Origin of the sequence: Achromobacter sp. UBA5777, assembly GCF_002418565.1 — a bacterium.
GTDB classification, from domain to species: domain Bacteria; phylum Pseudomonadota; class Gammaproteobacteria; order Burkholderiales; family Burkholderiaceae_B; genus Achromobacter; species Achromobacter animicus.
Map to the genome: position 1 here is coordinate 24516 of NZ_DIEJ01000192.1, position 26432 is coordinate 50947.

Annotated in this window: 26 protein-coding genes; 12 read left to right on the plus strand and 14 right to left on the minus strand. The window is 66.9% G+C overall.

Annotation, left to right across the window (positions count from 1 at the left end; genetic code table 11):
- Both B3446_RS15285 and mog read right to left on the minus strand, forming a co-directional pair.
- The coding region (locus tag B3446_RS15285) for a hypothetical protein (RefSeq protein WP_291383076.1) at positions 1 to 252 on the minus strand (252 nt) is incomplete at its 3' end.
- A gap of 132 nt (positions 253 to 384) precedes the next feature.
- Positions 385 to 1017, minus strand: a complete 633-nt coding sequence (gene mog / locus B3446_RS15290) for a molybdopterin adenylyltransferase (protein WP_291383077.1) — start codon at positions 1015 to 1017, stop codon at positions 385 to 387.
- Positions 1018 to 1314: 297 nt separating this feature from the next.
- On the opposite strand from mog, the gene B3446_RS15295 reads away from it, so the two are divergent.
- The 4 genes from B3446_RS15295 to B3446_RS15310 all read left to right on the plus strand — a co-directional run bounded on the left by B3446_RS15295 (position 1315) and on the right by B3446_RS15310 (position 4885).
- Positions 1315 to 2439 (plus strand): D-alanyl-lipoteichoic acid biosynthesis protein DltD, encoded by a 1125-nt coding sequence (locus B3446_RS15295; protein WP_291383079.1) that lies wholly within the window; start codon positions 1315 to 1317, stop codon positions 2437 to 2439.
- Positions 2436 to 2561, plus strand: coding sequence for a hypothetical protein (locus B3446_RS15300; protein ID WP_255595213.1), 126 nt, complete (start codon positions 2436 to 2438; stop codon positions 2559 to 2561). Before B3446_RS15295 ends, B3446_RS15300 begins: the two co-directional genes overlap by 4 nt.
- Positions 2562 to 2644: 83 nt before the next feature.
- Complete coding sequence (locus tag B3446_RS15305) at positions 2645 to 4120, plus strand: inorganic phosphate transporter (protein WP_175125856.1); 1476 nt, start codon at positions 2645 to 2647, stop codon at positions 4118 to 4120.
- 108 nt (positions 4121 to 4228) lie between these two features.
- Entirely contained in the window at positions 4229 to 4885 is a 657-nt protein-coding gene (locus B3446_RS15310; protein ID WP_291383083.1) for a DsbA family protein, read from the plus strand.
- Between the two features lie 9 nt (positions 4886 to 4894).
- On the opposite strand, the gene B3446_RS15315 is transcribed toward B3446_RS15310, so the two are convergent.
- From B3446_RS15315 to B3446_RS15335, 5 genes are all read right to left on the minus strand, one after another.
- Positions 4895 to 5506: a glutathione S-transferase family protein gene (locus B3446_RS15315; protein WP_291383085.1), complete on the minus strand. Its 612-nt coding sequence runs from the start codon at positions 5504 to 5506 to the stop codon at positions 4895 to 4897.
- Between the two features lie 43 nt (positions 5507 to 5549).
- The gene (locus tag B3446_RS15320) at positions 5550 to 5897 is read right to left on the minus strand and encodes an AzlD domain-containing protein (protein ID WP_175124566.1); all 348 of its coding nucleotides are present in this window, start codon (positions 5895 to 5897) and stop codon (positions 5550 to 5552) included.
- The gene (locus tag B3446_RS15325; RefSeq protein WP_291383088.1) at positions 5894 to 6607 is read right to left on the minus strand and encodes an AzlC family ABC transporter permease; all 714 of its coding nucleotides are present in this window, start codon (positions 6605 to 6607) and stop codon (positions 5894 to 5896) included. The genes B3446_RS15320 and B3446_RS15325 overlap by 4 nt, the downstream gene beginning before the upstream one ends.
- A 152-nt stretch (positions 6608 to 6759) precedes the next feature.
- Positions 6760 to 7074, minus strand: a complete 315-nt coding sequence (locus B3446_RS15330; RefSeq protein ID WP_291383090.1) for a chaperone modulator CbpM — start codon at positions 7072 to 7074, stop codon at positions 6760 to 6762.
- A gap of 2 nt (positions 7075 to 7076) precedes the next feature.
- Positions 7077 to 8018, minus strand: a complete 942-nt coding sequence (locus B3446_RS15335; protein WP_291383115.1) for a DnaJ C-terminal domain-containing protein — start codon at positions 8016 to 8018, stop codon at positions 7077 to 7079.
- A gap of 203 nt (positions 8019 to 8221) precedes the next feature.
- Between B3446_RS15335 and B3446_RS15340 the strand changes: the two genes are divergently transcribed.
- The 7 genes from B3446_RS15340 (at position 8222) to fabI (ending at position 15566) form a co-directional block, all read left to right on the plus strand.
- Positions 8222 to 8551, plus strand: coding sequence for a DHCW motif cupin fold protein (locus B3446_RS15340; protein ID WP_191576007.1), 330 nt, complete (start codon positions 8222 to 8224; stop codon positions 8549 to 8551).
- Positions 8552 to 8698: 147 nt separating this feature from the next.
- Entirely contained in the window at positions 8699 to 9331 is a 633-nt protein-coding gene (gene yfcF / locus B3446_RS15345; RefSeq protein WP_291383093.1) for a glutathione transferase, read from the plus strand.
- A 25-nt stretch (positions 9332 to 9356) separates the two neighbouring features.
- Positions 9357 to 9764: a VOC family protein gene (locus B3446_RS15350; protein WP_191576009.1), complete on the plus strand. Its 408-nt coding sequence runs from the start codon at positions 9357 to 9359 to the stop codon at positions 9762 to 9764.
- Positions 9765 to 9917: 153 nt separating this feature from the next.
- Positions 9918 to 12593, plus strand: coding sequence for a DUF3141 domain-containing protein (locus B3446_RS15355; protein WP_291383095.1), 2676 nt, complete (start codon positions 9918 to 9920; stop codon positions 12591 to 12593).
- 5 nt (positions 12594 to 12598) lie between these two features.
- Positions 12599 to 13543: a phosphate acetyltransferase gene (locus tag B3446_RS15360; RefSeq protein WP_291383097.1), complete on the plus strand. Its 945-nt coding sequence runs from the start codon at positions 12599 to 12601 to the stop codon at positions 13541 to 13543.
- Between the two features lie 68 nt (positions 13544 to 13611).
- Positions 13612 to 14796 carry an acetate/propionate family kinase gene (locus B3446_RS15365; RefSeq protein WP_291383099.1) on the plus strand — a complete coding sequence of 395 codons (1185 nt, stop codon included), beginning with the start codon at positions 13612 to 13614 and terminating at the stop codon, positions 14794 to 14796.
- Positions 14793 to 15566, plus strand: a complete 774-nt coding sequence (gene fabI / locus B3446_RS15370; RefSeq protein WP_291383101.1) for an enoyl-ACP reductase FabI — start codon at positions 14793 to 14795, stop codon at positions 15564 to 15566. Before B3446_RS15365 ends, fabI begins: the two co-directional genes overlap by 4 nt.
- A 32-nt stretch (positions 15567 to 15598) precedes the next feature.
- On the opposite strand, the gene B3446_RS15375 is transcribed toward fabI, so the two are convergent.
- The 4 genes from B3446_RS15375 to tkt all read right to left on the minus strand — a co-directional run bounded on the left by B3446_RS15375 (position 15599) and on the right by tkt (position 21826).
- Complete coding sequence (locus B3446_RS15375; protein ID WP_291383103.1) at positions 15599 to 17287, minus strand: SulP family inorganic anion transporter; 1689 nt, start codon at positions 17285 to 17287, stop codon at positions 15599 to 15601.
- Between the two features lie 186 nt (positions 17288 to 17473).
- Positions 17474 to 18670: a phosphoglycerate kinase gene (locus B3446_RS15380; RefSeq protein WP_191576014.1), complete on the minus strand. Its 1197-nt coding sequence runs from the start codon at positions 18668 to 18670 to the stop codon at positions 17474 to 17476.
- Positions 18671 to 18763: 93 nt separating this feature from the next.
- Positions 18764 to 19774 carry a type I glyceraldehyde-3-phosphate dehydrogenase gene (gap, locus tag B3446_RS15385; RefSeq protein WP_056570971.1) on the minus strand — a complete coding sequence of 337 codons (1011 nt, stop codon included), beginning with the start codon at positions 19772 to 19774 and terminating at the stop codon, positions 18764 to 18766.
- Positions 19775 to 19789: 15 nt separating this feature from the next.
- Positions 19790 to 21826, minus strand: coding sequence for a transketolase (gene tkt / locus B3446_RS15390; RefSeq protein WP_291383107.1), 2037 nt, complete (start codon positions 21824 to 21826; stop codon positions 19790 to 19792).
- A 206-nt stretch (positions 21827 to 22032) separates the two neighbouring features.
- On the opposite strand from tkt, the gene B3446_RS15395 reads away from it, so the two are divergent.
- A complete protein-coding gene (locus B3446_RS15395; protein ID WP_291383109.1) occupies positions 22033 to 22764 on the plus strand; it encodes a 16S rRNA (uracil(1498)-N(3))-methyltransferase in 732 nt (243 codons plus the stop codon).
- 1 nt (position 22765) lies between these two features.
- On the opposite strand, the gene B3446_RS15400 is transcribed toward B3446_RS15395, so the two are convergent.
- The 3 genes from B3446_RS15400 to B3446_RS15410 all read right to left on the minus strand — a co-directional run.
- Complete coding sequence (locus tag B3446_RS15400; protein ID WP_191576017.1) at positions 22766 to 23233, minus strand: barstar family protein; 468 nt, start codon at positions 23231 to 23233, stop codon at positions 22766 to 22768.
- Positions 23230 to 24459, minus strand: a complete 1230-nt coding sequence (locus B3446_RS15405) for a patatin-like phospholipase family protein (RefSeq protein WP_246282926.1) — start codon at positions 24457 to 24459, stop codon at positions 23230 to 23232. Before B3446_RS15405 ends, B3446_RS15400 begins: the two co-directional genes overlap by 4 nt.
- The coding region (locus B3446_RS15410) for an NADP-dependent malic enzyme (RefSeq protein ID WP_291383113.1) at positions 24440 to 26432 on the minus strand (1993 nt) is incomplete at its 5' end. The genes B3446_RS15410 and B3446_RS15405, both read right to left, overlap by 20 nt.

Sequence of the window (26432 nt, forward strand, 5' to 3'; positions counted from 1 at the left end):
GTGGGTGGTCGTCAGGACGGCCTCGACGCCCAGGCTGCCGTGCAGGACGAGTTCATACCCGTTGCGCACCGGCTTCTGTTCGAAGTTGACGTCCAGTCCCTTCCAGGCGTCCGCCACGCATTGGGTGTAGTCCTGGGCGGTGCGCTGCGTGGATCCGTAGAACACGGGCTCGCGGTCGCGGACGTCTTTGACATTGGCGCAGGCCGTCAGGGCAGCCAGGGCGGTAAGGGACAGGATGGTACGAACCTTCATGACGATGAAAATNNCAGCAGGGGTTGATCGGGGCGGCCAACTATACCGCACGGTCTTGGCGGGGCGAGGCCCCGCCATGGTGCGCCACGACGGCTAGCCGCCGCGCAAGGCGATGCGGCGTTGTCGCCCGCGCTACGCCTGCGCGGGCCGCCGGGCGGACTTGGGGCGGAAGGCCGCAATGACCTCGGGGCGCGTCTCGGCGTACGGGCCCCCAATGAGGTCGATGCAATACGGAATGGCGGCGAAGATGCCCGGCACCAGCACGGCGCCGTCCTCGCCCTTGAGTCCTTCCAGTGTCTCGCGGATGGACTTGGGCTGGCCCGGCAGGTTCACGATCAGGGCGGCATGGCCGTCCGTTTCGCGGATGACTGCCACCTGCCGCGACAGGATGGCCGTGGGCACGAAACGCAGGCTGATCTGGCGCATCTGCTCGCCAAAGCCCGGCATTTCCTTGGTGCCGACCGCCAGCGTGGCCTCGGGCGTGACGTCGCGCCGCGCGGGGCCGGTGCCGCCGGTCGTCAGGACGAGGTCGCAGCCGCAGCCGTCGACCAGTTCAATCAGGGTCTCGGAGATGCGGGCCGGCTCGTCGGGAATCAGTCGCTCCACCGCCTGCCACGGCGACACCAGCGCCCCGCCCAGCCATTCGCGCAGCGCGGGCAGTCCCTGATCCTGATAGGCGCCGGTGGAGGCGCGGTCGGAAACGGACACCAGCCCCACGATGAGTTCGTCGGAGTGGCTGCGGGCAATACGGGCAATGTCGGTCATGGCGAAGGGGGAAATCCGGCGGTGAAACGCCGCGGCGGCGGCAGGCGGCACGGCGGGCCAGGGGTCCTGGCCGGGCGCGCGACATCGATGCTATCGCATTCTGCCGGGCGGCACGCGGCGGGCGCGAGCGGGGTGAGACCGGGGGCGCGGCCGGTGTGGCTGGGGCGAAGTGTCGCAAAAAGGGGAATCGGCGAGCCGCCCAGGGTTTCCCGCGCTTGTTCGCGTCATGGCCGCTGGATAACATCCGCTAACAATACCGCCCCCTTTGTCCAGGCGCGACGCATTTTCGGGTTTCCCATGTTTAAACGCACCCTTCGGCAGCACGCGCTTGCCGCGGCGCTGGCCCTGTCCGCCGCGGCCGTGGCCGGCTGGGCGGCCCTGCATACGCTGGCCCTGAAGACCGAACCGGTGCCCGCCGCCGCACCCGGCATCTACATCCCCAACCTGGGCAATACCCTGGACGAGCAGACGCGCAATCTGTCACGGTTGAGCCAGGCGCTGCGCACGGGCGACCGCCTGGTGATCCTCGGGTCGTCGGAGCTCACCAGCAACGACCTGCGCTTCGTGCCCTACCGCTTCCTGGCCGACGAGCTGCAGATGCCCGTCCTGGCGTACGGCCATTCCGGGTTCCAGTCGCTGGGCATGCAGTTCGTGCTGGCGGCGCTGGCCGACGACCTGTCGCCCGCCTCGCGCGTGGTCGTGATGCTGTCGCCCGGCTGGTTCGACGGCGAGGGCGGACTGGGGCCGGACGAATTCAAGGAACACGCCAACCCGCTGCTGCCCCGGCTGCTGCGCCAGCCCGATGGCAGGTCCGAAGTCTTGCGGTGGCTGGACGCCAAGGGCGACGCCGGCGTGTACTGGTCGATGGCGGCCGAGCAGGCGTATGTGTTTCGTCAACGGCTGGCCAGCCTGTGGGCGCCAGCGTACGCCGCCCCCCTTCCCGAACGGGAACGCGAAGGCCCCGCGGCGGCGGCGCGCGTGGTGGACTGGGACGCGCTGGCCGATCAGGCGCAGGCCGCCGAGCAGGCGCTCATGAGGGACAACCGCTACGCCGTGCGCGACGAATTCTTCAACAAGTACCTGCGCAGCATCCCCAAGGGCGGCAAGACCGCCTACCAGCCCCAGCCCCTGACCGGCCGCGACGAATTGCGCGAACTTGACGCCCTGATGGCGCTGCTGCATCAGCATCACGTCAATGCGCTGTTCGTCATGCAGCCGCTGCACCCGATGGTCTTCAACGACCTGGACCGGTTCGACCCGATCCAGCGGCAGGTCGCCGGCCTGTGCGAGCGCTACGCGATGACCTGCATGGACATGTACGACGCGCCCTTCGAGGTCGGCACGCTGCGCGACGTGCAGCATCTGGGCGAGCTGGGCTGGCTGCGCGTCAACCAAAAGATCGCCGAGGTATTCCGCCCATGAAAAGAACGCTGTGGCTCTGCATGCTGTACCTGGGAATCCTGGCCGTGATGGTCATCCAGGCGGATACGTCCGCCAACCTGGGCAAGCCCATGGAGATCGAATTCCAGTATTCGAAGTTCTAAGATTTGGGGGCCGCTTCATTCAGGGACAGGTCATAAATCTGCAATAATCGGGGCATTCTCGCCGGAACCTCGCCCCCTCCCCCATGTTCGACCTCTTCCACGGCCTAGACCTCTGGGTTGGCCTCAGTCTTGTGCTGGCCCTGACATTCGTCCTGGCCTTCGAATTCATCAACGGCTTTCACGACACGGCAAACGCCGTGGCAACGGTCATCTACACCAAGGCCATGCCGCCGCATCTGGCGGTCGTCCTGTCCGGCATCTTCAACTTCCTGGGCGTCTTGCTGGGCGGCGTGGGCGTCGCCTACGCCATCGTCCATCTGCTGCCCGTCGAACTGCTGATCAACGTAGACACCGGCCGCGGCTTGGCAATGGTCTTCGCCATGCTGGCGGCGGCCATCGCCTGGAACCTGGGCACCTGGTACTTCGGCATTCCGGCGTCCAGCTCGCACACGCTGATCGGCTCGATCCTGGGCGTGGGCCTGGCCAATGCGCTAATCACCGACCTGCCGCTGGGTGAAGGCGTGAACTGGGGCAAGGCCATCGATATCGGCCTGTCGCTGGTGGCCTCGCCCATCGCCGGTTTTGCGGTGGCAGGCCTGCTGCTGCTGGCGCTCAAGCGCTGGCTGCCGCTGTCCAAGATGCACAAGACCCCCGAACAGCGCCGCGCCATCGACAACAAAAAGCATCCGCCGTTCTGGAACCGGCTGGTGCTGGTGCTGTCGGCCATGGGCGTGAGCTTCGTGCACGGCTCGAACGACGGGCAGAAGGGCATCGGCCTCATCATGCTGGTGCTGATCGGCATCGTGCCGGCCAACTTCGTGCTGGACACCCACAGCACCACCTACCAGATCGAACGCACCCGCGACGCCGCCAACCACCTGATGGTGTTCTACCAGCGCAACGAAGCGCTGCTGGGCGACTTCCTGGCGCTGCGCCGCGTCGACATCCAGGAAGACCTGCCCGCCAATTTCCGCTGCGACCCCGCCCTGACCGTGCCGACCATCATGGCGCTGCAAAAGGACCTGCACGGGGTTTCCAACTACGCCGACCTGTCTGCGCAAAAGCGCATCGACGTGCGCCGCTATCTGCTGTGCCTGGACGACACCGCCAAGAAGGTGGCGCGACTGGAAGGCCTGCCCGCCCGCGAGGCCGCCGACCTGCAACGGCTGCGCGCGGACCTGACCGCCACCACCGAATACGCGCCCTTCTGGGTGATCGTGGCCGTGGCGCTGGCGCTGGGCGCCGGCACCATGGTCGGCTGGCGCCGCGTGGTCCTGACCGTCGGCGAAAAAATCGGCAAGCAGGGCATGACCTATGCACAAGGCATGTCGGCGCAGCTGACCGCCGTGGGCGCCATCGGTCTTGCCAACGTCTTCAGCCTGCCGGTGTCCACCACCCACGTGCTGTCCTCGGGCGTGGCGGGCACCATGATCGCCAACAAGACGGGGCTGCAGGGCAACACGGTGCGCAACATCCTGCTGGCCTGGGTGCTGACGCTGCCCGCCTCGATGCTGCTGGCCGCTGGCCTGTTCTGGATCGGCGTACAGATCGCGGGCTGATCGCAGTCTGACCGATTCGGCCGTGCAGGCAATCTGCACGGCCGCTGCAACACTCTGGGTAGCGCGCCGGCCTATGCGCCCGCGCCCGGCGCCGTCTACGATGGCGCCATGACACCCGCATCCCCTACCCTGCATTACATCTTCGACCCGCTTTGCGGCTGGTGCTACGGCGCCGCGCCGCTGGTGGAGGCCGCCCGCGCCGTTCCGGGCCTGAACATCGAGCCGCATGGCGGCGGCATGATGACCGGCAGCAACCGCCAGCCGGTCACCGACGCCCTGCGCCGCTACGTCATGCCGCACGACGAGCGCATTGCGGGCCTCACGGGCCAGCCGTTCGGCGCCGATTACTTCGACGGCCTGCTGCGAGACAGCGGCGCCGTGTTCGATTCCGAACCGCCCACCACCGCCATCCTGGCCGCCCAAACGCTGGCGGGCCGCGGCCTGGACCTGCTGCACCGGATGCAGCGTGCGCATTACGTGGAAGGCCGGCGCATTGCCGATCCCGCCGTGCTGCGCGCGCTGGCCGTTGAAATCGGTCTGGATGCCGAGGCCTTCGATGCTGCCTACGAACAGGCACAGGGCGCCGAGACTGCCGCCCACATTGCCGCCAGCCGCCGGCTGCTGGCGCAAGTCGGGGGCACGGGCTTTCCGACGCTGGCGCTGGAGCGCAACGGCGCTTTCACGCTGCTGGAACCCAGCCGGTACCTCGGCCGTCCCGAGCAATGGCGCGACCACCTGGCGGCGCGCATCCAGGGCGGCGCCTGACGCCCCGGATCAGGTCTCTTCGATGTCCCCGTCGCGCTGCAAGGCGCGGTGCATCGCCGGACGCTCACCCAGGCGTTCGACGTACGCATTGAACACGGGCGTTTCAGGCACGATCTTCATCCGCATCATGTACTGCAGCGAGCCGCCCAGCACGATGTCCACAGCGGAGAACCTGTCGCCCAGGAAAAACGGCCGCGCCTGCAGCACCCGCGTCAGCACCTCTTCGACCTCGTCGGCCGAACCCCATCCCAGCGCGGCCTGATGCGGCGTCTTGAACGCCCGCTCGACCATCGCCGGCTCGAACACGCCCGTGGAATACGCCAGCCACGTCAGATAGGGACCGCGTTGCGGGTCGCCGACGACAGGTCCCAGCCCCGCCTGCGGAAACAGGTCGGTCAGGTAGACCGCGATGGCGGGCGTTTCAAACACGGGCACGCCGTCATGCACCAGCGCCGGCACCTTGCGGTGCGGATGAATGTCGATGTAATCGGCAGGCATGTGCCCCGTGCTGTCGTGGCCGCGGATCGACACCATCTCGGTGTCGTAGGGCACGCCCAGTTCCTCGAGCAGCCACAGTATCCGGAACGACCGCGAACGCGGTGCGTGGTAGAGCGTAAGCATGGTCGGTCTCCTTGGGGATCGGACCATTTTGCCCTGCGGGCCGCTACGCCGCCAAGGCCAGCAATATCCCGTATCCGCCCATGCCCAGCAGCACGGCTACGCCCGTGTTGCTGACCAGGCGCGCCGCCACGCCCGTGACGACAAGCCCGCCCACGTACGGCGCGATGTGGGCGGCCTCGTCGGCGGCGCCCAGCAGATCCGGCACGATCACGGCGGCGGCGATGCCGGCCAGCAGCGACGGCCCCAGCGCCGACAGCGCCGAGCCCTCGCGGGACAGGTGGCGCAGCAGCCGGCTACGCTCGGACAGCATGAACGGCAGCGCCCGCGTGAGGTAGGTGATGACCGCCATCGCAATGACGGCGCCCCAGAATTCAAGTCCGCTGGCGTTCATGCCGGCCTCCTTGCGCGATAGGCGACGCAGCCGATGACCGCGCCCGCCAGGATGGCGAGGCTGGTGTATCCCAGCGCGGCCACCAGTCCGGCGCCCATGACGGCGGCCAGGATGGGCAGTCCCATGCCACGCCGGGCGCTTTGGCACACCAGCGCCATGAACAGCGCCGGCAGCGCAAAGCGCATGACTTGCGACAGCATCGGATAGTGTCGCTCAAGGCCGTCGCCGGCGTACACGCCCACGGCGGTGCCGGCGATCCACGTCAGCCAGGCGCCCAGACCCAGCGCGATCATCCAGCCCTGGCGCCGGGCGGGTTGCACACCCTGCAACCGATTGAAGGCGGTGGCGAAGACTTCATCGGTCAAAAGAAAAGCGACCTTGAGGCGATCGCGCAGCGCCGCCGGCAAAAAGCGCGACAGCAGCGGGCCATAGAGGAGATGCCGCGCATTGAGCAGCGAGCACAGCGCCACCACCCACAGCCACGGCGTGCCGGCCTTGATGGAGGCCAGCAGCAGGAACTGGCTGGCGCCCGCGTAGACCAGCACGGAAATCAGGATGACCTGCAGCGGCGTCAGGCCAGCCGCGATACCGGCGATGCCGAACGTCACGGCGACCGGAAAGTAGCCGATCATGACCGGCAGGCAGGATTTCAGGCCATCGATATGCGCGCCGCCGGACGGGGCGCGCGCGGCGGCGGGGGGAGTCTCCAAGGCGCTCATCGCTTTGACTTGTTGCGGCGGGCGCCCATTTTACTCAGCGGTGTGGGCGGCTTGGATCAGGTCGATCCGGCTTGGCGCGGTTCAGCGCGAATCGCCGCCGGCTCAGCCCAGCGGAACTCGGCGCGATCAGACGCCCCGCGCCGTCAAGGCGTCCCGCCCAGGGCCCGCAATTGCGACTTCAGACGGCGCACCTCCTGGCTCAGGTCCAGGATGAGCGCGACGGCGTCCAGGCCGGCGCCAAAGTCATGCTCGAGCCGCCGCGCATGCAAGGCGCGTTGCAGGTCCACGCTATAGAAACGCCATTCCGCCGGGCCGCTGCCGCTGGCATTGACGATGCCGACTTCGACCAGCCGGGCCACCCATTCCACTTCCGCGCCGCAGGCGCGCGCCAGGTCGTCTGCGTTGAGCGGCTGCGACTTGCCGACGACGGTGGCGCTGGTGATCACTATCTTCTTCATGCTCAGACCCCGAGATTGCGGCGCGGGTTGAAGGGCAGATCCTGCTGCAGCTTGCGGTAAGCGGCCTTGGCGGCTTCGCTGTCCGCCGGCGGCAGCACCAGATCCAGGACCAGGTACAGGTCGCCCGGCGGGTCACCGGGAATGCCGCGCCCGCGCAGCCGCAACTTGCGGCCGTTGCCGGACCCGGGCGGCACGGACACTTCGACCGTGCCGCCGGGCGTGGGCGCCTGGACGCTTGCGCCCAGCGCGGCTTCCCACGGGGCAACCGGCAAGGTCATGTAGAGATCGCGCCCTTCGGCGCGATAGCGGGGATGCGGCTTGAAGCGCACTTCCAGATACAGATCGCCGCTTTCGCCGCCGCCATAGCCGGGCATGCCCTGCCCGGACAGCCGGATGTACTGGCCTTCGCGCACGCCGGCCGGAATCTTGACGCTGAGGGTGCGGCTCTGCATGTGCGGCCGGCCCTGGTCGTCCATCTGCATGGACCGCAGGCTGATGTCGCGCGTCGCGCCCTTGATGGCGTCTTCCAGGTCGACTTCGATCGCGGCGTGATGGTCTTCGCCGCGCGTGCGAAATTCCTGCTGGCGCCCGCCGTGCCTGGCGCCCCGACCACCAAAGAGTGACGAAAAGAACTCGCTGAATTGGGCTTCGTCGCCGGCCGCGGCGCCGCGGTGGAATTCGAAGCCTTCGTCCCATCCGGGCGGCGGTTGGAAGCCGCCTTCGGGCGAGACGCCCGCGGCCAGATTGTCATAGGCCTGGCGCTTTTCGGCGTCACGCAACACGTCGTAGGCTTCGTTGACGTCGCGCATGCGGGTTTCGGCGTCGCTTTCCTTGCTGACGTCTGGGTGATATTTGCGGGCGAGCTTGCGGTATGCCTTGCGGATATCGTCGTCGGATGCGCCCTGCTCCACCCCGAGAATGCTGTAGTAGTCCTTGAACTCCATGTTCCAGCTCACGTAGAGGGTTGAGGCCGCGTCCGGCACAGCCGGATCCGGCCTTGAATAGCCAGAAGATAGGGGTTATGGACCGATTTTTCAATGTGCGGCCGCGCGCCACGGGCCGGCCGCGTAATGGGGTCACCCGATTGGCGTAGTATGTGATTTTTCGCCCGGCATTCTGGGGGCGGACCCACCTTGCAGGATTCACGATGAAGATGAGCAACATCCCCTTCGGCACCACCGACTGGTCCGAAGTGGAACGCACCGAACACGCCGGCGAAACCGGCATGGCGTACTGGCGGACCCGCCAATTCGGCGACCTGCGCGTGCGCATGGTGGAATACACGGCCGGTTACCTGGCTGACCACTGGTGCACCAAGGGCCACATCCTGTTCTGTCTGGAAGGCGAACTGCACACCGAACTGGAAGACGGCCGCCAGTTCGTGCTGACCCCCGGCATGAGCTATCAGGTGGCCGATCAGGCAGAACCGCACCGCTCGTCCACGCAGACCGGCGCCAAGCTGTTTATCGTGGACTGACCTTTGCGGACTGACCCCTTTGCAGGCTGACCTTTGCGGACTGACGCGCCCGCGCGACACGTCCGCATTGCACTTGCGTTACGCTTTGCAAACCAGCCGCCGCGCGCGGCCTGTCCATTCGTTACCTCGCCTGACCGGAGACAAGCTTTGGGCGCCCCGATTACGCTATACGTCGATTCCCTGTTTCTCAGCCCATACGCCATGTCGGTCTATGTGGCGCTGACCGAAAAGCAACTGCCTTTCGAAGTGCGTCCCATCGACCTGGGCGCCGGCGAACAGCGCATGCAGCCGTTTCAGTGCCGCGCGCTCACCTCGCGAGTGCCGGCGCTGACGCACGCGGACTTCAACCTGACCGAATCCAGCGTTATCGCCGAATACCTGGACGAAGCCTTCCCCCCGCCCGAACACACCGCCCTGTTTCCGTCCGCCCTGCAGGAACGCGCCCGCGCGCGCCAGTTGCAGGCCTGGCTGCGCAGCGACCTGGGCGCCCTGCGCCAGGAACGTCCCACCGAAACCGTCTTCTACGGCGAAACCGGCCAGCCGCTGTCCGACGACGCGCATGCGGCGGCGGCCAAGCTGATCCGCGTTGCCAGCTATCTGGTCGGCGTCGGCCAGACGACGCTGTTCGACAAATGGTGCATCGCCGACATCGATCTGGCGGTCATGCTCAAACGCCTGTCGAACGACGACCTGCCCGACACGCTGCGCGCCTACGCCGACGCCCAATGGCAGCGCCCCGCCGTACAGAAATGGCTGGAACACAACGCCGCCGCGCGGTGACCTGACCCTCATCCAAGGCGCCGCGATGCAGCTGCTGGATCACGTCTCCATCACCGTCGCCCGCCTGGAAGCCGCCCGGCCGTTCTACGACGCCATCATGCGGGCGCTGGGCGCGGACAAAGTCTACGACCGTCCCGACGCGCTGGGATACGGCGAGCGCTGCGGTCCCGGCGACAGCGTCCATACCTATCTGTCGGTGTTCGCCACCCCCGAAGCTTCACCCGATTCCGCATCCGCCGCCCGGCGCCACTGGTGCTTCAAGGCGCCCAACCGGGCGGCCGTCGACGCTTTCCATGCCGTCGGCCTGGCGCACGGCGGCCGGGACGACGGCGCACCCGGCCTGCGCGCGCATTACCATCCCCTGTATTACGCTGCCTTCCTGCTGGACCCAGACGGCAACCGCGTGGAAGCGGTCTGCCATCAGTCCGATTGAGCTGGGGCTGATCGGCCCGTTGACGCCCCGCAATCGTTCGGATGTTGCACCGCACCATCCGTTGCGGTGTAATGGGGAGGTCAATTTCGCCGGTTCCACTGGGGACCGGCTCGGCGGCCATCTGTCGCCGGCAGCTCATTACAGGAGATCGCCATGGCCGGATCCGGCACCGATCACACGCTCGCCCCGTCCCTCAACCCCTGGACGGCCGCCTACGAATACGCCGTGGACGCCTGGCAGCGCGGCGTGCTTTACGCGGACGTGATGCGCCAGCGCGGCAACCAGTACCACGAACACATGGCCAAGCGCGCGCCGAACGTGCTCAGCATGGAATTCGAGCTGGTGCTGGATGGCCGCGAGCTGCCCCGTCCCGTCAATTACGGACTCTTGCGGATCAAGCCGCCGGCCGGTGTGGAAACGGACCCGATCAAGCGCCCCTTCCTGGTGGTGGATCCGCGCGCGGGCCACGGGCCGGGCATCGGCGGCTTCAAGCCGGAAAGCGAAATCGGCGTGGCCGTGCGCGCGGGACATCCCTGCTACTTCGCGACGTTCCTGCCGCAGCCCATGCCCACCCAGACCGTCGAAGACGTGATGATGGCCGAGGCGCGCTTCCTGGAAGAAATCATCGCGCTGCACCCGGATGCCGAGGGCAAGCCCGTCGTCGTGGCCAATTGCCAGGCGGGCTGGCAGATCATGATGACCGCGGCGGTGCGTCCTGAACTGTTCGGGCCGATCATCGTCGCGGGCGCGCCGCTGTCGTACTGGGCGGGCTGGCGCGGCATGAATCCCATGCGCTACGCGGGCGGCCTGCTGGGCGGAAGCTGGCTCACAGCCATGACCAGCGATCTGGGCAACGGCAAGTTCGACGGCGCCTGGCTGGTGCAGAACTTCGAGAATCTCAACCCGGCCAACACCCTGTGGTCCAAGCAGTACAACCTGTATTCCAAGGTCGACACCGAAGCCGACCGTTACCTCAGCTTTGAAAAATGGTGGGGCGGCCACGTCTTCCTAAATGGCCCCGAAATCCAGTACATCGTCGACAACCTGTTCGTCGGCAACCGCCTGGCGACCGCCGGCCTGGTGACCTCCGACGGCATCCGCATCGACCTGCGCAACATCCGCTCGCCCATCGTGGTGTTCTGCTCCAAGGGCGACAACATCACCCCGCCGCCGCAGGCGCTGGGCTGGATTCCCGAGCTCTACCAGAACGAAGCCGAAGTCCTGGCCCACGGCCAGACCATCGTCTACGCCATCCACGAAAGCATCGGCCACCTGGGCATCTTCGTGTCCGGCAGCGTCGCGCGCAAGGAACACCAGGAATTCACTTCCAACATCGACATGATCGATGTGCTGCCGCCGGGCATCTACCAGGCCGAAATCGCTGACAAGACGCCCGACACGCCCAACGCCGATCTGGCTTTCGGCAACTATGTGCTGTCCTTCGAACAGCGCAAGCTGGACGACGTGCGCGCCATCGTCGACCGCAAGGAAGAAGACGACCAGCGCTTTGCCGCGGTGGCCCGCATCTCGGACATCAACCTGGGCATGTACCGCAGCTTCGTGCAGCCCTGGCTGCGCGCCATGGTCACGCCGCAATCGGCCGATTGGATGCAGCGCATGCACCCGTTGCGCCTGCCCTACGAACTGATTTCCGACCGCAACCCGGTCATCGCGCCCATCGCCAAGGTGGCCGAACAGGTGCGCGAGAACCGGCAGCAGGCCGCGCCCACCAATCCCTTCGTGGTGGCGCAGGAGATGTTCTCGAACTGGATCGAGACCAGCCTGAACATCTGGCAGGAATTGCGCGATTCCGCCGACGAGCGCACCTTCATGAGCGTGTATGGATCGCCGGTCGTGCAGGATCTGGCCGGTCTGGGCGCCAAGTCCGGCCCGCCGCGCCGTCATCCGGGCGTCTCGCCGGAACATCGCCGCTTCATGGAAGACCGCGCCGCCGAACTGCGCTCGATGCTGCAGGAAGGCGGTCTGCGCGTGGCCGCGATCCGGATGCTGTTGTATGTGTCCGGCGCCGAGGGCGGTCTGGACGAGCGCAGCTTCGCGCTCATCCGCAAGATGCGCGCCGAAGCCGACAACGCGCTGACGCTGGAGGCCTTCAAGGACGTGATCCGCGAACAGGCCTTGATGATGACGCTGGATTCGGACGCCGCCATCCAGGCCATGCCGCGTCTTCTGGAAGACGCTTCGGCCGCGGAAATCCGCGCCAGCCTGGTCGCGATGAAGGGCGTCCTGGAAGCCGCCGAGCCGCTGAGCGACGCCGCGCGCGAAAGCCTGAACGAAATGGAGCGCATCTTCGAAGCGGCCGAACGCCGCGCGCAGCGGCGCGGACAGGGTCAGGCGCCTGCCGCGTCGCGCGGCGCCGCCGCTACGAAGTCCGCCTATCCGGTCCAGGACCTGGTCGACTTGGCAGCCGAGGTGCCCGCCAAGACCGCCCGGCCGCATCCTGACGCGGCGGGTAAGGCCGTGAATGAGGCGGAGCCGCCCAAGAAGGCCGCGCCGTCCGCATCGAAGAAGGTCGCATCGAAGGCTGCGCCGTCCGCGTCGAAAAAGGTCGCATCGAACGCCGCGTCCAACGGCACGTCCAACGGCACGTCCAACGGCGCGTCCAAAACGGCATCGAAGTCCCCGGCAAAGCCGGCAGCTAAAGCATCCAAGACTGCAGCCAAGACTGCGACCACTACTGCGGCCAATGGCGCCGCCAAGACAGCGTCCAAGTCCGCATCGAAGTCCGCATCCAAGTCCGGCGCGGACGCGACCTCGGCCAAGGCGCCCGCCAAACGCGCGGCCGCCGCCCGTCAACCTGCCAAGGCCTGAGACCCATGAGCCTCCCGACGTCCACGCACTACGACAAACTCATCGCGCGCGCGCAAACGCTGGAGGCGGCGCCTTGCGCGATCGCCCACCCCTGCGATGAACCGTCGCTGTCGGCCGCGCTGGAAGCGCGCGATCTGGGCCTGCTGCGGCCCATCCTGGTCGGTCCCGAAGGCAAGATCCGCGACACGGCCGAGCAGTTCAAGCTGAACCTGGGCGACGCCCGCATCGTCGATGCGCCGCACAGCCACGCAGCCGCAGAAACCGCCGTGGCGCTGGTGCGCAGCGGCGAGGCCTCCCTGCTGATGAAAGGCAGCCTGCACACCGACGAGCTGATGCACGAGGTCGTGGCGCGCACGACGGGCCTGCGTAGCGGCCGGCGCATCAGCCATGTGTTCATCATGGAAGTGCCGACCTACGCCGAGCCGCTGTTCATCACCGATGCGGCCATCAACATCTTTCCGGATCTGGAAACCAAGGCCGACATCATCCGCAACGTGATCGACCTGCATCTGGGATTGGGGCTGGGCGAACCGCGCGTGGCGATCCTGTCGGCGGTCGAACAGGTCACCCCCAGCATCCCCAGCACCATCGAGGCGGCCGCCCTGTGCAAGATGGCCGACCGCGGCCAGATCGCGGGCGGCGTGCTGGACGGCCCGCTGGCGCTGGACAACGCGATCAGCCCCGACGCCGCGCGCATCAAGGGCATCCGCTCGCCGGTGGCCGGCGTGGCCCAGGTGCTGGTGGTGCCCGATCTGGAAGCCGGCAACATGCTGGCCAAGAACCTGACCTTCCTCGCCAACGCCGAGGCGGCCGGCATCGTGCTGGGCGCACGCGTGCCGATCATCCTGACCAGCCGCGCAGACAGCCCGCGTTCGCGCCTGGCGTCGTGCGCGGTGGCGGCGATCTACGCCAACCACCTTGCCCAGCAGCAGGCCAGACCGCTGGCCTGAACATTCCCAGCCCCGGCCTGCATTCGCGGGCCGCCGCGCGACTTGTCTCAACGTGGAAGCACAACGCCATGAGCGACACCATCCTCGTCATCAACGCCGGCAGTTCCAGCATCAAGTTCTACCTGTACGACATCGACGACAAGCATGAGCTGGCGCCCCGGCTGGGCGGCCAGCTTGAAGGCATCGGCACCACGCATCCGCGCCTGCGCGTGCGCGACGCGGCGGGCGAGACGCTCGTCGAACGCGACATCGCGCCCAGCCACGCGCCTGACGTGCCCAACGCGCAGGAAGTCGTCGGCACGTGGCTGAGCGGCCACCTGGGCGGCGCGCCGCTCGCAGTGGGGCATCGCGTGGTCCACGGCGGGCCGGACCTGTCCGAGCCGGTGCTGATCGACGACGACATCCTGGCCCGGCTTGGCACCTTCACGCCACTCGCGCCGCTGCACCAACCCAATAACCTGGCCCCGATCCGCGTGATCCGCGAACGCCGGCCGTGGATTCCGCAGGTCGCCTGCTTCGACACGGCGTTCCACCGCAGCCATTCCGACGTCGCGGACCGCTATGCGCTGCCTGAGCGCCTGTATCTGGAAGGCGTGCGCCGATACGGCTTTCATGGACTGTCCTACGAATACATCGCACAACGCCTGAAGCAGACGTTGCCCGACATCGCCATGGGCAAGATTGTTGTCGCCCACCTGGGCTCTGGCGTGTCGGCCTGCGTCATGCACCAGGGCAAAAGCGTGGACAGCACCATGGGGTTTACCGCGCTGGAAGGCCTGCCGATGGGTACGCGTCCCGGCCGCCTGGACCCCGGCGTGGTGCTGTGGATGATGGAACAGGGCATGAGCCACGACGAGATCGAGCACATGCTGTATCACGACTGCGGGATGAAGGGCCTGTCGGGCATCAGCAACGACATGCGCGAACTGCTGGCAAGCCATGCGCCGTCGGCCAAGCTGGCGCTGAAGTATTTCGCGTGGCGCGTGGCCGAAGGCATGATCGGCCTGGGCTGCGCGACCAACGGCATCGACGGCATCGTCTTCACGGCCGGCGTCGGCGAAAATTCCGCCGAGATCCGCCAGGCGATCAGCGAGCATTGGGGCTGGCTGGGCATCAAGCTGGACCCCGAGCGCAACGCCCGCCACGGGCCGCGCATCTCGTCCGACGACAGCCGCATTGGCGTCTACGTGGTGCGCACGAACGAAGAGCTGGTCATCGCGCAGCACACGCTCGCGCTCGTGAGGCAGCGATGAGCGCGCATCTGCCGCTGGCCGGCAAGCGCGGGCTGGTGACCGGCATCGCCAACGCCGACTCCATCGCGTGGGGATGCGCCAAGGCGTTTCGCGCCATGGGGGCCGAACTGGCGGTCACCTACCTGAACGACAAGGCCCTGCCGCACGTGGCGCCGTTGGCGCAGCAGGTTCAAGCGCCCTTGCTGATGCCCATGAACCTGCTGAACGACGGCGAGCTGGAAGCCGTCTTCAGCCGCATCGCGGACGAATGGGGCGCGCTGGACTTCGTGCTGCATTCAGTCGCGTTCGCGCCGCGCGACGATCTGCACGGGCGCGTCACTGACTGCTCGCGCGCGGGCTTTCTACAGGCGATGGACGTATCGTGCTGGTCCTTCATCCGCATGGCCAAGCTGGCCGAGCCGCTGATGCGCAATGGCGGCGCCCTCTTCTGCATGAGTTACTACGGCTCGCAGATGGTGGTCGAGCACTACAACATGATGGGACCGGTGAAAGCCGCCCTGGAATCCGCCACGCGCTATCTGGCGGCCGAGCTGGGCCCGCAGGGCATCCGCGTGCATGCGATCTCGCCGGGTCCGCTGAAGACGCGCGCCGCGTCCGGCATCGCGGAGTTCGACACGATGCTGGACCGCGCGCAGGCCAAGGCGCCCGCGCGCAGCCTGGTGTCGATCGACGATGTGGGCGAAGCGACTGCGTGGCTCGCCACCGATGCAGCGCGGCTCATGACGGGACAGACGCTGTATATCGACGGCGGGTATCACATCATCGATTGACGCAGGGCGCTGGGCCCCCGGCCATTTGAAGGTCAGCCCAGCGTCGCCGGCCCACCCTGCCGCCACCGCTCGATGGCGTCGACCGCCTGTTCCGGGCTGCCGAAGATTCTGTCCGGCCCGATCTTCTTGACCAGCCCCGAACGTTGCAGCGCCTCGCGGAACTTGCCGTGGCCGCCGGCCACCAGCAGCGTGATGCCGCGCTCGTCCAGATTGCGCTTCAGTTCATACAGCGCCTCGACCGCGTCCGCGTCGGCTTGCGTCATGGCCTCGGCATCCAGCACGAACCAGCGCACGTCGCCCGCCTGTTCGATGATCTCGCGGGCGCGGCGGCGGAAGGCGTCCGCGTTGAAGAACCAGACCGACGATTCGAACAGCCAGATCACCGCGCCGGGGACGGGCTTGGCTTCCGGATTCAGATGCAGCTTGCCCAGCACGGTTTCCCCGGGCAGCCGGCCCAGCAGCGCATCGCGGGGATTGCCGGACACGTACATGGCGTAGAGCAGCGTCGCGCCCACCGAGACGGCCACGCCTTGCAACACGCCGAATCCCACGACACCCACGGCCGCCAACACGCCGAACGCGAGCTCGATCCGCGAAATGCGCGCGAGCCGCTTGAAGGCCTGCCAATCGAACAGGCTGGCCGCGGCCAGCAGCAGAATGGCCGACAGCGCAAACTGCGGAAGCCAATACAGCGGCGCGCTCAACAGCCCCACCACCACGGCCAGCGCGGCCGCGGCGCTGATGCTGACCAGCGGCGACGAGCCACCGGCCACCAGCCCGACCGCAGTGCGCGAGTCCGCGCCCGTCACGACATAGCCCTGGAACAGCCCCGCCGCCACGTTGGCCGCGCCAAAGCCCACGAGTTCGCGATTGGGATCCACGTGCTCGCCGGTGCGCGCTGCAAAACTGCGCGCGGTCACGATGCCGCTGGAAAAACTGACAACCAGGACGCCCGCCGCGCCCAGCAGAATGCCGTCCACGCCTTCCAGACTGACCGGCAGATGGAAGGACGGCAGCCCGGCCGGCACGTCGCCCACGACCGCGATACCCAGCGCCGGAAAATTGAACAGCCAGGACAGCACGCAGGTCGCCACCACCAGCAGGATAGGACCGGGCCACGACGGCCGCACGCGCTTGACCACCACCAGGAAGATGCACGATGCCAAGCCCAGGAACAGGGTCGGCAGCCGGATCTCGGACAGGCGATGCGACAGTTCCATGAACGGATGGATGAGGCCGCTGTTGCGCAGTCCCACGCCGGTGAGGCCGCTCAACTGCGACATCGCCAGCGTGATCGCCACCCCGGCCATGTAGCCGATGAGCACCGGGCGCGACAGCAGATTGGCCAGCACGCCCAACCGCAGGACGCGCGCAATGAGGCAGCCCACGCCCACGGTCAGCGCAATGCTGGTGGCGCCGAGCAGGCGCGCTTCCGGCGTGGTCAGCGCCATGCCGGTCAGCGTGGCGGCAATCAGGGTGCAGGTGGCGGTGTCGGGCCCCACGATGAGGGTGCGCGACGAGCCGAAGAACGCATACGCCAGCATGCCCGCGATGGCGGCCCACAAGCCGGCGACGGGCGGCACGCCCATCATGGCGGAATAAGCCAGACCGACCGGCAGGGCCACGGCCGCAACACTCAGCCCTGCGGTAACGTCACGCCGCGCCGATTCGCGGGTAATGCCCTGGAAGTTGGCCAGGCCAGGAATAAAGCGGAGATTCATGGTGCAGCGAGACGGATCACAAGTGAATTCCCGCCAGCGGCGGGATGACCGCCCAAGCCTACACCAACCCCAAGCCGCGCGGTGCGCGGCGAATCAAGGCGGCTGTGGGTGCCGCACGCTTGGTGCGGGCGGGCGTCTGACGCCCGCCGCACGCCGCCCCTTCGCAAGAGGCGTACGCAGCCGGACTTACCCCGCCGCGCGGGCTTCCAGCACGGCCACGGCCGGCAGGGTCTTGCCTTCCAGGAATTCCAGGAAGGCGCCGCCGCCGGTCGAGATGTAGCCGACCTGTTCGCCGATCTTGTACTTGGCGATGGCGGCCAGGGTGTCGCCGCCGCCGGCGATCGAGAAGCCTTCGGAGTCGGCAATCGCGCGCGCCACCACTTCGGTGCCGTTGGCGAATTGATCGAATTCGAACACACCCACCGGACCGTTCCAGACGATCGTGCCCGCCTGCTTCAGGATGCCGGCCAGTTGCTCGGCGGTCTTGGGACCGATGTCCAGGATCATGTCGTCGTCGGCGACGTCGGTGGCCGCCTTGACGGTGGCTTCGGCGTCGGCGCCGAACGACTTGGCGCACACCACATCAACGGGAATCGGCACGGCCGCGCCGCGCTTTTTCATGATGTCGATCACGGCGCGGGCCTGATCGACCTGGTCAGGTTCCGCCAGCGACTTGCCGATGGACAGGCCGGCAGCCAGCATGAACGTGTTGGCGATGCCGCCGCCCACCACCAGCTGGTCGACCTTGTCGGCCAGCGATTGCAGGATGGACAGCTTGGTCGACACCTTGGAGCCGCCCACGATCGCGACCAGCGGGCGCTTGGGTTCGTGCAGCGCACGGCCCAGGGCGTCCAGTTCGGCTTCCAGCAGGGGGCCGGCGCAGGCCACGGTGGCAAAGCGCGCGATGCCGTGGGTGGTGGCTTCGGCGCGGTGGGCGGTGCCGAAGGCGTCGTTGACGTAGACGTCGCACAGCGCAGCCATCTTCTTGGCCAGCGCCTCGTCGTCCTTCTTTTCGCCGACGTTGACGCGGCAGTTTTCCAGCAACACGACCTGGCCGTGATCGACCTTCACGCCATCGACCCAGTCGCGCACCAGCTGCACGGGCATGCCCAGCAGCTCGGACAAGCGCTGGCCGACCTTGGCAAGCGAATCGGCGTCCGTCAGGACGCCTTCTTTCGGGCGGCCCAGGTGCGACGTGACCATCACGGCGGCGCCGGCGTCCAGCGCCAGGCGGATGCCGGGCACCGAGGCGCGGATGCGGGTGTCTTCGCTGATGCGGCCGGCGTCATCGAACGGGACGTTGAGGTCGGCGCGGATGAACACACGCTTGCCGGACAGGGCGCCGGCCTTGGCCAGCGCGGACAAAGTTTTGACCTTGGACATATTTGGATTCCTTCGGTAGGCGAACAAAGGGGACGAACCCATTTTCCGCAATGGCGGAAAACAAATCCGTCCCCTTATGGACTGGCGGTGTGCTTACTTGGCCGACATCAGCGCGACGGTGGTGTCGAGCATGCGGTTCGAGAAGCCCCACTCGTTGTCGTACCAGGACGAGACCTTGACCAGACGGCCCGAGACCTTGGTCAGCGACGCGTCAACGGTGCTGGAGGCCGGGTTGTGGTTGTAGTCGACCGAGACCAGGGGTTCGGTGTTGTAGTCCAGGATGCCCTTCAGTTCGCCTTCCGAGGCGGCCTTCAGGATGCTGTTCACTTCTTCGGCGGTCGTGTCGCGGCTGGCCACGAACGACAGGTCGACCAGCGACACGTTGATGGTCGGGACGCGGATGGCGTAGCCGTCCAGCTTGCCGTTCAGTTCCGGCAGGACCAGGCCCACGGCGGCGGCAGCGCCAGTCTTCGTGGGGATCATGCTCATCGTGGCCGAACGGGCGCGGCGCAGGTCTTCATGGTAGACGTCGGTCAGGACCTGGTCGTTGGTGTAGGCGTGAACGGTCGTCATCAGGCCGTTTTCCAGGCCCAGCTTGTCGTTCAGCGGCTTGACCAGGGGGGCCAGGCAGTTGGTGGTGCACGAGGCGTTGGAGATGACGGTGTCGGTCGACTTCAGCACGCCGTGGTTGACGCCGTAGACGATGGTGGCGTCGACATCCTTACCGCCGGGGGCCGAGATGATGACCTTCTTGGCGCCGCCCTTGATGTGCGCGCCGGCCTTTTCCTTGGTGGTGAAAAAGCCCGTGCATTCCAGCACGACGTCGACCTTCAGGTCGCCCCACGGCAGTTCGGCCGGGTTGCGGTTGGCCAGCACGCGGATCTTGTCGCCGTTGACGACCATGAACTCGCCGTCGACTTCGACGGTGCCCGGGAACTTGCCGTGGGCGGTGTCGTAGCGCGTCAGGTGCGCGTTCGTCTTGGGATCGCCCAGATCGTTGATGGCGACGATTTCGATATCGTGCTTCTTGCCACCTTCGTAGTGGGCACGCAGGATGTTGCGGCCGATGCGACCGTAACCGTTGATGGCGACGCGAATGGTCATGACTAAGCTCCTTTTTTACAAAACTTGCTTGACGGTCTCGGCCACCTTGTCGGCGGTCAGCCCGAAGAACTTGAACAGTGCGCCGGCCGGTGCGGACTCGCCGTAGCGGTCGATGCCGACCACGGCGCCTTCCAGGCCCACGTACTTGTGCCAGAAAGCGGTGACGCCGGCTTCGACAGCCACGCGCGGCAGACCCTTGGGCAGCACGGATTGCTTCCAGGCGGCGTCCTGCTTGTCGAAGACGTCGGTGCTGGGCATGGAGACCACGCGCACGGCGATGCCTTCCTTGGCCAACTGCGCCTGGGCGTCCAGGGCGATGGCGACTTCAGAGCCGGTGGCGATGATGACGGCGCGGGCACCGTCGGCATCGCGCAGCACGTAGCCGCCGCGGGCGATGGCGTCCACCGTGGCCGCGTCGCGCGGCACGAACGGCAGGTTCTGGCGCGACAGCAACAGGGCCGTCGGGCCGCCGTCATGCACGTCCATGCCGATGCTGGCCGGACGCGTCACGGCGGCGTTCCAGGCGACGGCGGTTTCGGCCGTATCGCAAGGACGCCACAGCGACAGGTTGGGGATGAGGCGCAGGCTGGCCGCGTGTTCGATCGACTGGTGGGTCGGGCCGTCTTCGCCCAGACCGATGGAGTCGTGCGTGAACACGTGGACGACGCGCTGCTTCATCAGCGCGGCCATGCGGATGGCGTTGCGCGAGTAGTCGGAGAACGTCAGGAACGTGCCGCCGAACGGCAGGTAGCCGCCGTGCAGCGCGATGCCGTTCATGATGGCGGCCATGCCGAATTCGCGCACGCCGTAGTTGATGTGGCGGCCGAGCTGGATGCCCTTGTCGCCGGCGCGGACGGCGGCAACGCCCTTCCAGTCGGTGAAGTTGGAGCCGGTCAGGTCGGCCGAGCCGCCCAGCATTTCCGGCAGCAGCGGCGCCAGCGCGGCGATCGCGAATTGCGAGGCCTTGCGGGTGGCGACGGTTTCGCCCTTTTCGAGCGTGGCGGACAGGAAGGCCTTGAACTGGTCGGCGTAGCCGGCGGGCATCTCGCCCTTCATGCGGCGCGTGAATTCAGCGGCCTCGGCGGGGAATTCGGCGGCGTAGGCGTCAAAGCGCTTCTGCCATTCGGCCTGGGCTTCGGCGCCTTGCTTGCGGCCGTCCCAGCCGTCGTACACGTCTTGCGGAATCTGGAAGGGTTCCGACGACCAGCCCAGCGCGGCGCGCGTGGCGGCGATTTCGTCCTTGCCCAGCGGCGCGCCGTGCACGTTGTGCGTGCCAGCCATGTTGGGCGAACCCTTGCCGATCACGGTGCGGCAGACGATCAGCGTGGGCTTGTCCGACTGCGAACGCGCGGCCTTAATGGCGGCGTCGACAGCGGCGACGTCATGGCCGTCCACGCCGCGGACGACGTTCCAGCCGTAGCCTTCGAAACGCTTGGCGGTGTCATCGGCGAACCAGTGTTCCACATGACCGTCGATGGAAATGCCGTTGTCGTCGTACAGCACGACCAGCTTGCTCAGCTTGAGCGTGCCGGCCAGCGAGCACACTTCATGCGAGATGCCTTCCATCAGGCAGCCGTCGCCGGTGAACGCGTAGGTGTGGTGATCGACGAGCGTGTGGCCCGGCTTGTTGAATTCGGCGGCGAGCAGCGCTTCGGCCAGCGCCATGCCCACGGCATTGCCCAGGCCCTGGCCCAGCGGGCCGGTGGTCGTTTCCACGCCCGGGGTGATGCCCACTTCAGGGTGGCCCGGCGTCTTGGAATGCAGCTGGCGGAAATTCTTGATCTCTTCGATCGGCAGGTCGTAGCCCGTCAGGTGCAGCAGGGCGTAGATCAGCATCGAACCGTGGCCGTTGGACAGCACGAAGCGGTCGCGGTTGGCCCAGGCGGGATCTTTGGGATTGTGGCGCAGGTTGCCGGCCCACAAGGCTTGGGCGATTTCCGCCATGCCCATGGGAGCACCCGGATGCCCGGAGTTCGCTTGTTGCACGGCATCCATCGCGAGGGCGCGGATGGCATCCGCCAAGGCAAGTTTAGGGGCGGTCGGATTGCTCATTCGGAAGGCTCTTTGAAACCGGCGCGCCTACAGAGGAAATAGGGCCGGTTGAGTAGGTTGCGAAGCAGGAGATTTTAGCATCAGGGGATTTCCCGGAGGCCATCGGCCGGATGCCCTATGTAATCGCGGGTTTCCAGAGGAATCGGCAGGGAGTGGTAGGCTACGCCGAACTTGTCAGTCCCCTCACATTTCGAAGCCTGCTCCCTATGCCCGCCCCCCGTTTCTACTGCGATGCCCCGCTGGCCGCCGGCGCCCGCATCGCCCTGCCCGATGCCCTTGCCCATCACGCCCTGCGCGTGCTGCGCCTGCGGGCCGGCGAAGCCGTCACGCTGTTCAATGGCGAAGGCGGCGAATACCCCGCAGTGCTGGACGTCGAGGGCAAGGCCGGTTTCGCCCAGCTGGGTGACTTCAATCCGCGCGAAGCTGAACTCGGCGGGCGCATCATCCTGGCCCAGGGGCTGCCGTCGGGCGACAAGATGGATTGGGTGGTGGAGAAAGCCGTGGAACTGGGCGCGGCCCGGGTCAGCCCCATCGCCGCGCAGCGCAGCGTATTGCAACTGTCGGGCGCCCGGCTGGAAAAGCGCGTTGCGCACTGGCAGCGCATCGCGCAATCCGCGGCGGAGCAATGCGGCCGCAACCGGTTGATGACAGTCGACGCGCCGCTGACGCTGGAAGACTGGCTTGCGCAACCTGCCGACGGACTTCGCGTGCTGTGCCATCCCGAGGCCGAACAAGACCTGGCCGGCATGCTGCAAGGCGCCTCGGATCAGACGTCCATCACGCTGTTGGTCGGCCCGGAAGGCGGCTGGTCGGACAAGGAAGTGGAAGCGGCCCGCAAGGCGGGTGTGCAGGCCGTGCGCTTTGGCCCCCGGGTGCTGCGCACCGAGACGGCCGGGCTGGCGCTGCTGTCGGCGATCAGCGCCCTGCGCGGGTGGTAGGTCAGTCGTTTTCGCCGTAGGGCGCGGCGGCCACCCCGGGCTCGGGATCGGGATGCGCGCCGGCGTGTTCGATCACATAGGCAAACACGCGGCCGTTTTCATGCGCGAAGTCCGCGGCGTCCGAGCACACGGTTTCGATGCGGCCGGCGTCTTCTTCCAGCGCCGGATCGCCGGAATGCAGGCGGTACAGCCACAGCACCACGCCGGATTTGTGATCCAGCACGGTGTCGCACAGGCAGTCGTACAGGGCGTCGAGGTTGCCGCCGAAGTATTCAGGAAAATCCACCGCTTTGACAATGGCGCGCAATACGGCCGAGCGGCTGCGGCACGGGTCGCAATTGGCAACAAACAAGGACAGGCCAAGTTCGTGCGCGGCGTCCACCACGGCCTTCTTGTCGAGCCCGTCGTGAGCCAGCGCACCGCCGCGCATCAGCTGCCGCTGCAAAGTAGATTGGCCATTGCGCGTCATGCCTGTGCCTCCCTGAAAAAGGCGATCACTTCATCGTTACGTCGCATCGTATCGGCATAACCCAGTTCTATCAATCGCTTGGTGTAGCCGGCTTCGAACAGGAGGTAGGACATCAGCGCCCCGCCCCCAGGACGGTTTGGATCGGACGATACACCGAGTACGCGAAAAAGCGCACGCGCCTGTGCAGGCATATCGTGCAAATGTTCGAGCGCCATCAAATCCAGCGACTGGCTGGGCGTGATGGTAAGCACCTCGATGCGGCGCACGGTGGGCGGCGCGCCGTTCGGACCCGCGTGGTCCATCAGGTAATTGATGCGTTCCAGACGTTCGACATCCGCCGACAACCCATCCAGGAAGATGCTCGACAGCGCATGACCGCCGACCTGCGCCAACGACGGATACGGCGGCGAATCCTCGCGATTCTCAGGGTGGGTGTCGTCGCGGTAGCCCGTGCCGATCACCATGACGCGGTGCGCGCCCAGGTGGATCGCCGGGCTGATGGGCGCAAGCTGGCGCATCGAGCCGTCGCCGCACCATTCGCCCTTGCCGTGCACCTGCACCTGGCGCGCCGGAAAGACAAAGGGAATGGCCGACGAGGCCATCAGGTGTTCGATGCCGATGGGCGTGGGGATGGCCAGCCGCAGGTAGCGGTGCCAGGGTTCGATCGGGGTGTGTGCCTGGTAGAACGTCAGGTGCTCGCCGCTGGTGTAGCCCGACGCGGTGATCGCCAGCGCGGACAGCGAACCGCTCTCCAGGTTGGAACGCAGATTGCTGAAGTCCAGCACGCGCTCTAGCAGTCCCTGCATCGGTGTGTTGTCGAGCAGCGAATGCGGACGCTTGCGCGTCAGGCCGGAATACATCCACCCCAGCGACAGGAGGCCCAGCCACCGCACGCCGGTGCGGATCAGGCCGGGCGCATCGGCCCGGTAGATCATGTCGGTGTTCAGCGACGACCACAGGCGGCGGATGCGCCGCACGCCCAGATGGGGCCGGTCGGCGCGGCAGGCCAGCGCGGCGGCGTTGATGGCGCCGGCGGACGTGCCGCAGATGATGTCGAAGGGGTTCTGGAATCGGGAATGCCAGTCCGGGTCCAGCAGCTCCATGATGGCGCTGAGCACCCCGACCTGATAGGCAGCGCGCGCGCCGCCGCCCGTCAGGACCAGGCCGGTGGGCGTGCGTGGGCACGCCCTGCCGGCCGGCTTGACTTCAACGTGGCGTATTGACATCGACCACCGTCATCGCGGTCATGTTGACGATGCGGCGCACGGTGGAGCTGGAGGTCAGGATGTGCACGGGGGCATTGGCGCCCAGCAGGAACGGACCCACCGCAACGTTGCCGCCCGCTGCCGTCTTGAGCAGGTTGTAGGCGATGTTGCCCGAGTCGACGTTCGGGCACACCAGCAGGTTGGCTTCGCCCTTGAGCGTGGACGACGGCAGGATGCGCATGCGCAGGGCCTCGTCCAAGGCGCAGTCGCCGTGCATTTCGCCGTCGATTTCCAGTTCGGGATCCATCTGCCGCACCAGCTCCAGCGCGCGGCGCATCTTGGCGCCCGACGCCGAGCTGCCCGAACCGAAATTGCTGCGCGACAGCAGCGCAGCCTTGGGCGCCAGATACATGCGGCGCATCTCGCGCGCGGCAGCCACGGTGAATTCCGCAATCTGCTCGGCGGTGGGCTCGTCGTTCACGTGCGTGTCCACCAGGACCACCGTGCGCTCGTTGAGCAGCAGGATGTTCATGGCCGCGTACACGTTGTGGCCCGGGCGGCGGCCGATCACTTCATCCACGAAACGCAGGTGATCGTGGTACGCGCCGACGGAGCCGCAGACCATGCCGTCGGCATCGCCCAGGTGCACCATCATCGCGCCGATCAGCGTCATGCGGCGGCGCATTTCCACGCGCGCCATTTCCTTGGTGATGCCGCGGCGGCACATGCGTTCCCAGTAGGTCGTCCAGTACTGATGGAAGCGTTCGTCGTATTCGGGGTTGGTGACTTCGACGTCCTCGCCCAGACGCAGACGCAGGCCGAGCTTTTCGATACGGGTCAGCAGTACCGACGGACGGCCCACCAGGATCGGGCGGGCCAGGCCTTCGTCCACCACCACTTGCACGGCACGCAGCACGCGCTCGTCTTCGCCTTCCGCAAACACGATGCGCGCCGGGCCGCCTTCGCGCACGATGCGCTTGGCCGCCGAGAACAGCGGCTTCATGAATGCGCCCGAGTGGTACACGAATTGCTGAAGTTGCTCTTCGTAGGCTTCCAGATCCGCCAGCGGGCGCGTGGCCACGCCGCCGTCCATCGCGGCCTTGGCCACGGCCGGCGCAATGCGCACGATGAGGCGCGGATCGAACGGCTTCGGGATCAGGTATTCGGGGCCGAACGAAATGTCGAACGTGCCATAGGCGGCCGCCACGACTTCGTTCTGTTCTTCCTCAGCCAGTTCGGCGATGGCGTACACCGCCGCTTTTTCCATTTCACGCGTGATGGTCGTGGCGCCCACATCCAGCGCACCGCGGAAGATGTACGGGAAGCACAGCACGTTGTTGACCTGGTTCGGGTAGTCCGAACGGCCCGTGGCCATCACCACGTCGTCGCGCACGCCGTGCGCCACTTCCGGCAGGATCTCCGGCGTGGGGTTGGCCAGCGCCAGAATCAGCGGGCGCGAGCCCATGGCGGCAACCATCTCGGGCTTGAGCACGCCGCCGGCCGACAGGCCCAGGAACACGTCGGCGTCCTGGATCACCTCGGCCAGCTTGCGGGCATCGGTCTTCTGCGCAAAGCGCGCCTTGTCCGGATCCATCAGCGTGGTGCGGCCTTCGTAGACCACGCCCTCGATGTCGGTGACCCAGATGTTTTCCAGCGGCAGGCCCAGGTCCACCATCAGGTCCAGGCACGCCAGCGCCGCGGCGCCCGCGCCGGAGGTGACGACCTTGACCTGCTTGATGTCCTTGCCCACGACCTTCAGGCCGTTGATGAAGGCGGCCGACACACAGATCGCCGTGCCGTGCTGGTCGTCGTGGAAGACCGGGATCTTCATGCGCTCGCGCAGCTTGCGCTCGACGGTGAAGCATTCGGGCGCCTTGATGTCTTCAAGGTTGATGCCGCCGAAGGTGGCTTCCAGGCCGGCAATGATCTCGACCAGCTTGTCCGGGTCGGTTTCGTTGATCTCGATGTCGAAAACATCCAGGCCGGCGAACTTC

Excerpts from the sequence above, each read along its gene's own strand:
- mog (WP_291383077.1), bottom strand. The coding sequence starts at position 1,017 with ATGACCGACATTGCCCGTATTGCCCGCAGCCACTCCGACGAACTCATC.
- B3446_RS15295 (WP_291383079.1), top strand. The coding sequence starts at position 1,315 with ATGTTTAAACGCACCCTTCGGCAGCACGCGCTTGCCGCGGCGCTGGCC.
- B3446_RS15300 (WP_255595213.1), top strand. The coding sequence starts at position 2,436 with ATGAAAAGAACGCTGTGGCTCTGCATGCTGTACCTGGGAATCCTGGCC.
- B3446_RS15305 (WP_175125856.1), top strand. The coding sequence starts at position 2,645 with ATGTTCGACCTCTTCCACGGCCTAGACCTCTGGGTTGGCCTCAGTCTT.
- B3446_RS15310 (WP_291383083.1), top strand. The coding sequence starts at position 4,229 with ATGACACCCGCATCCCCTACCCTGCATTACATCTTCGACCCGCTTTGC.
- B3446_RS15315 (WP_291383085.1), bottom strand. The coding sequence starts at position 5,506 with ATGCTTACGCTCTACCACGCACCGCGTTCGCGGTCGTTCCGGATACTG.
- B3446_RS15320 (WP_175124566.1), bottom strand. The coding sequence starts at position 5,897 with ATGAACGCCAGCGGACTTGAATTCTGGGGCGCCGTCATTGCGATGGCG.
- B3446_RS15330 (WP_291383090.1), bottom strand. The coding sequence starts at position 7,074 with ATGAAGAAGATAGTGATCACCAGCGCCACCGTCGTCGGCAAGTCGCAG.
- B3446_RS15335 (WP_291383115.1), bottom strand. The coding sequence starts at position 8,018 with ATGGAGTTCAAGGACTACTACAGCATTCTCGGGGTGGAGCAGGGCGCA.
- B3446_RS15340 (WP_191576007.1), top strand. The coding sequence starts at position 8,222 with ATGAAGATGAGCAACATCCCCTTCGGCACCACCGACTGGTCCGAAGTG.
- B3446_RS15350 (WP_191576009.1), top strand. The coding sequence starts at position 9,357 with ATGCAGCTGCTGGATCACGTCTCCATCACCGTCGCCCGCCTGGAAGCC.
- B3446_RS15355 (WP_291383095.1), top strand. The coding sequence starts at position 9,918 with ATGGCCGGATCCGGCACCGATCACACGCTCGCCCCGTCCCTCAACCCC.
- B3446_RS15360 (WP_291383097.1), top strand. The coding sequence starts at position 12,599 with ATGAGCCTCCCGACGTCCACGCACTACGACAAACTCATCGCGCGCGCG.
- B3446_RS15365 (WP_291383099.1), top strand. The coding sequence starts at position 13,612 with ATGAGCGACACCATCCTCGTCATCAACGCCGGCAGTTCCAGCATCAAG.
- fabI (WP_291383101.1), top strand. The coding sequence starts at position 14,793 with ATGAGCGCGCATCTGCCGCTGGCCGGCAAGCGCGGGCTGGTGACCGGC.
- B3446_RS15375 (WP_291383103.1), bottom strand. The coding sequence starts at position 17,287 with ATGAATCTCCGCTTTATTCCTGGCCTGGCCAACTTCCAGGGCATTACC.
- B3446_RS15380 (WP_191576014.1), bottom strand. The coding sequence starts at position 18,670 with ATGTCCAAGGTCAAAACTTTGTCCGCGCTGGCCAAGGCCGGCGCCCTG.
- gap (WP_056570971.1), bottom strand. The coding sequence starts at position 19,774 with ATGACCATTCGCGTCGCCATCAACGGTTACGGTCGCATCGGCCGCAAC.
- tkt (WP_291383107.1), bottom strand. The coding sequence starts at position 21,826 with ATGAGCAATCCGACCGCCCCTAAACTTGCCTTGGCGGATGCCATCCGC.
- B3446_RS15395 (WP_291383109.1), top strand. The coding sequence starts at position 22,033 with ATGCCCGCCCCCCGTTTCTACTGCGATGCCCCGCTGGCCGCCGGCGCC.
- B3446_RS15400 (WP_191576017.1), bottom strand. The coding sequence starts at position 23,233 with ATGACGCGCAATGGCCAATCTACTTTGCAGCGGCAGCTGATGCGCGGC.
- B3446_RS15405 (WP_246282926.1), bottom strand. The coding sequence starts at position 24,459 with ATGTCAATACGCCACGTTGAAGTCAAGCCGGCCGGCAGGGCGTGCCCA.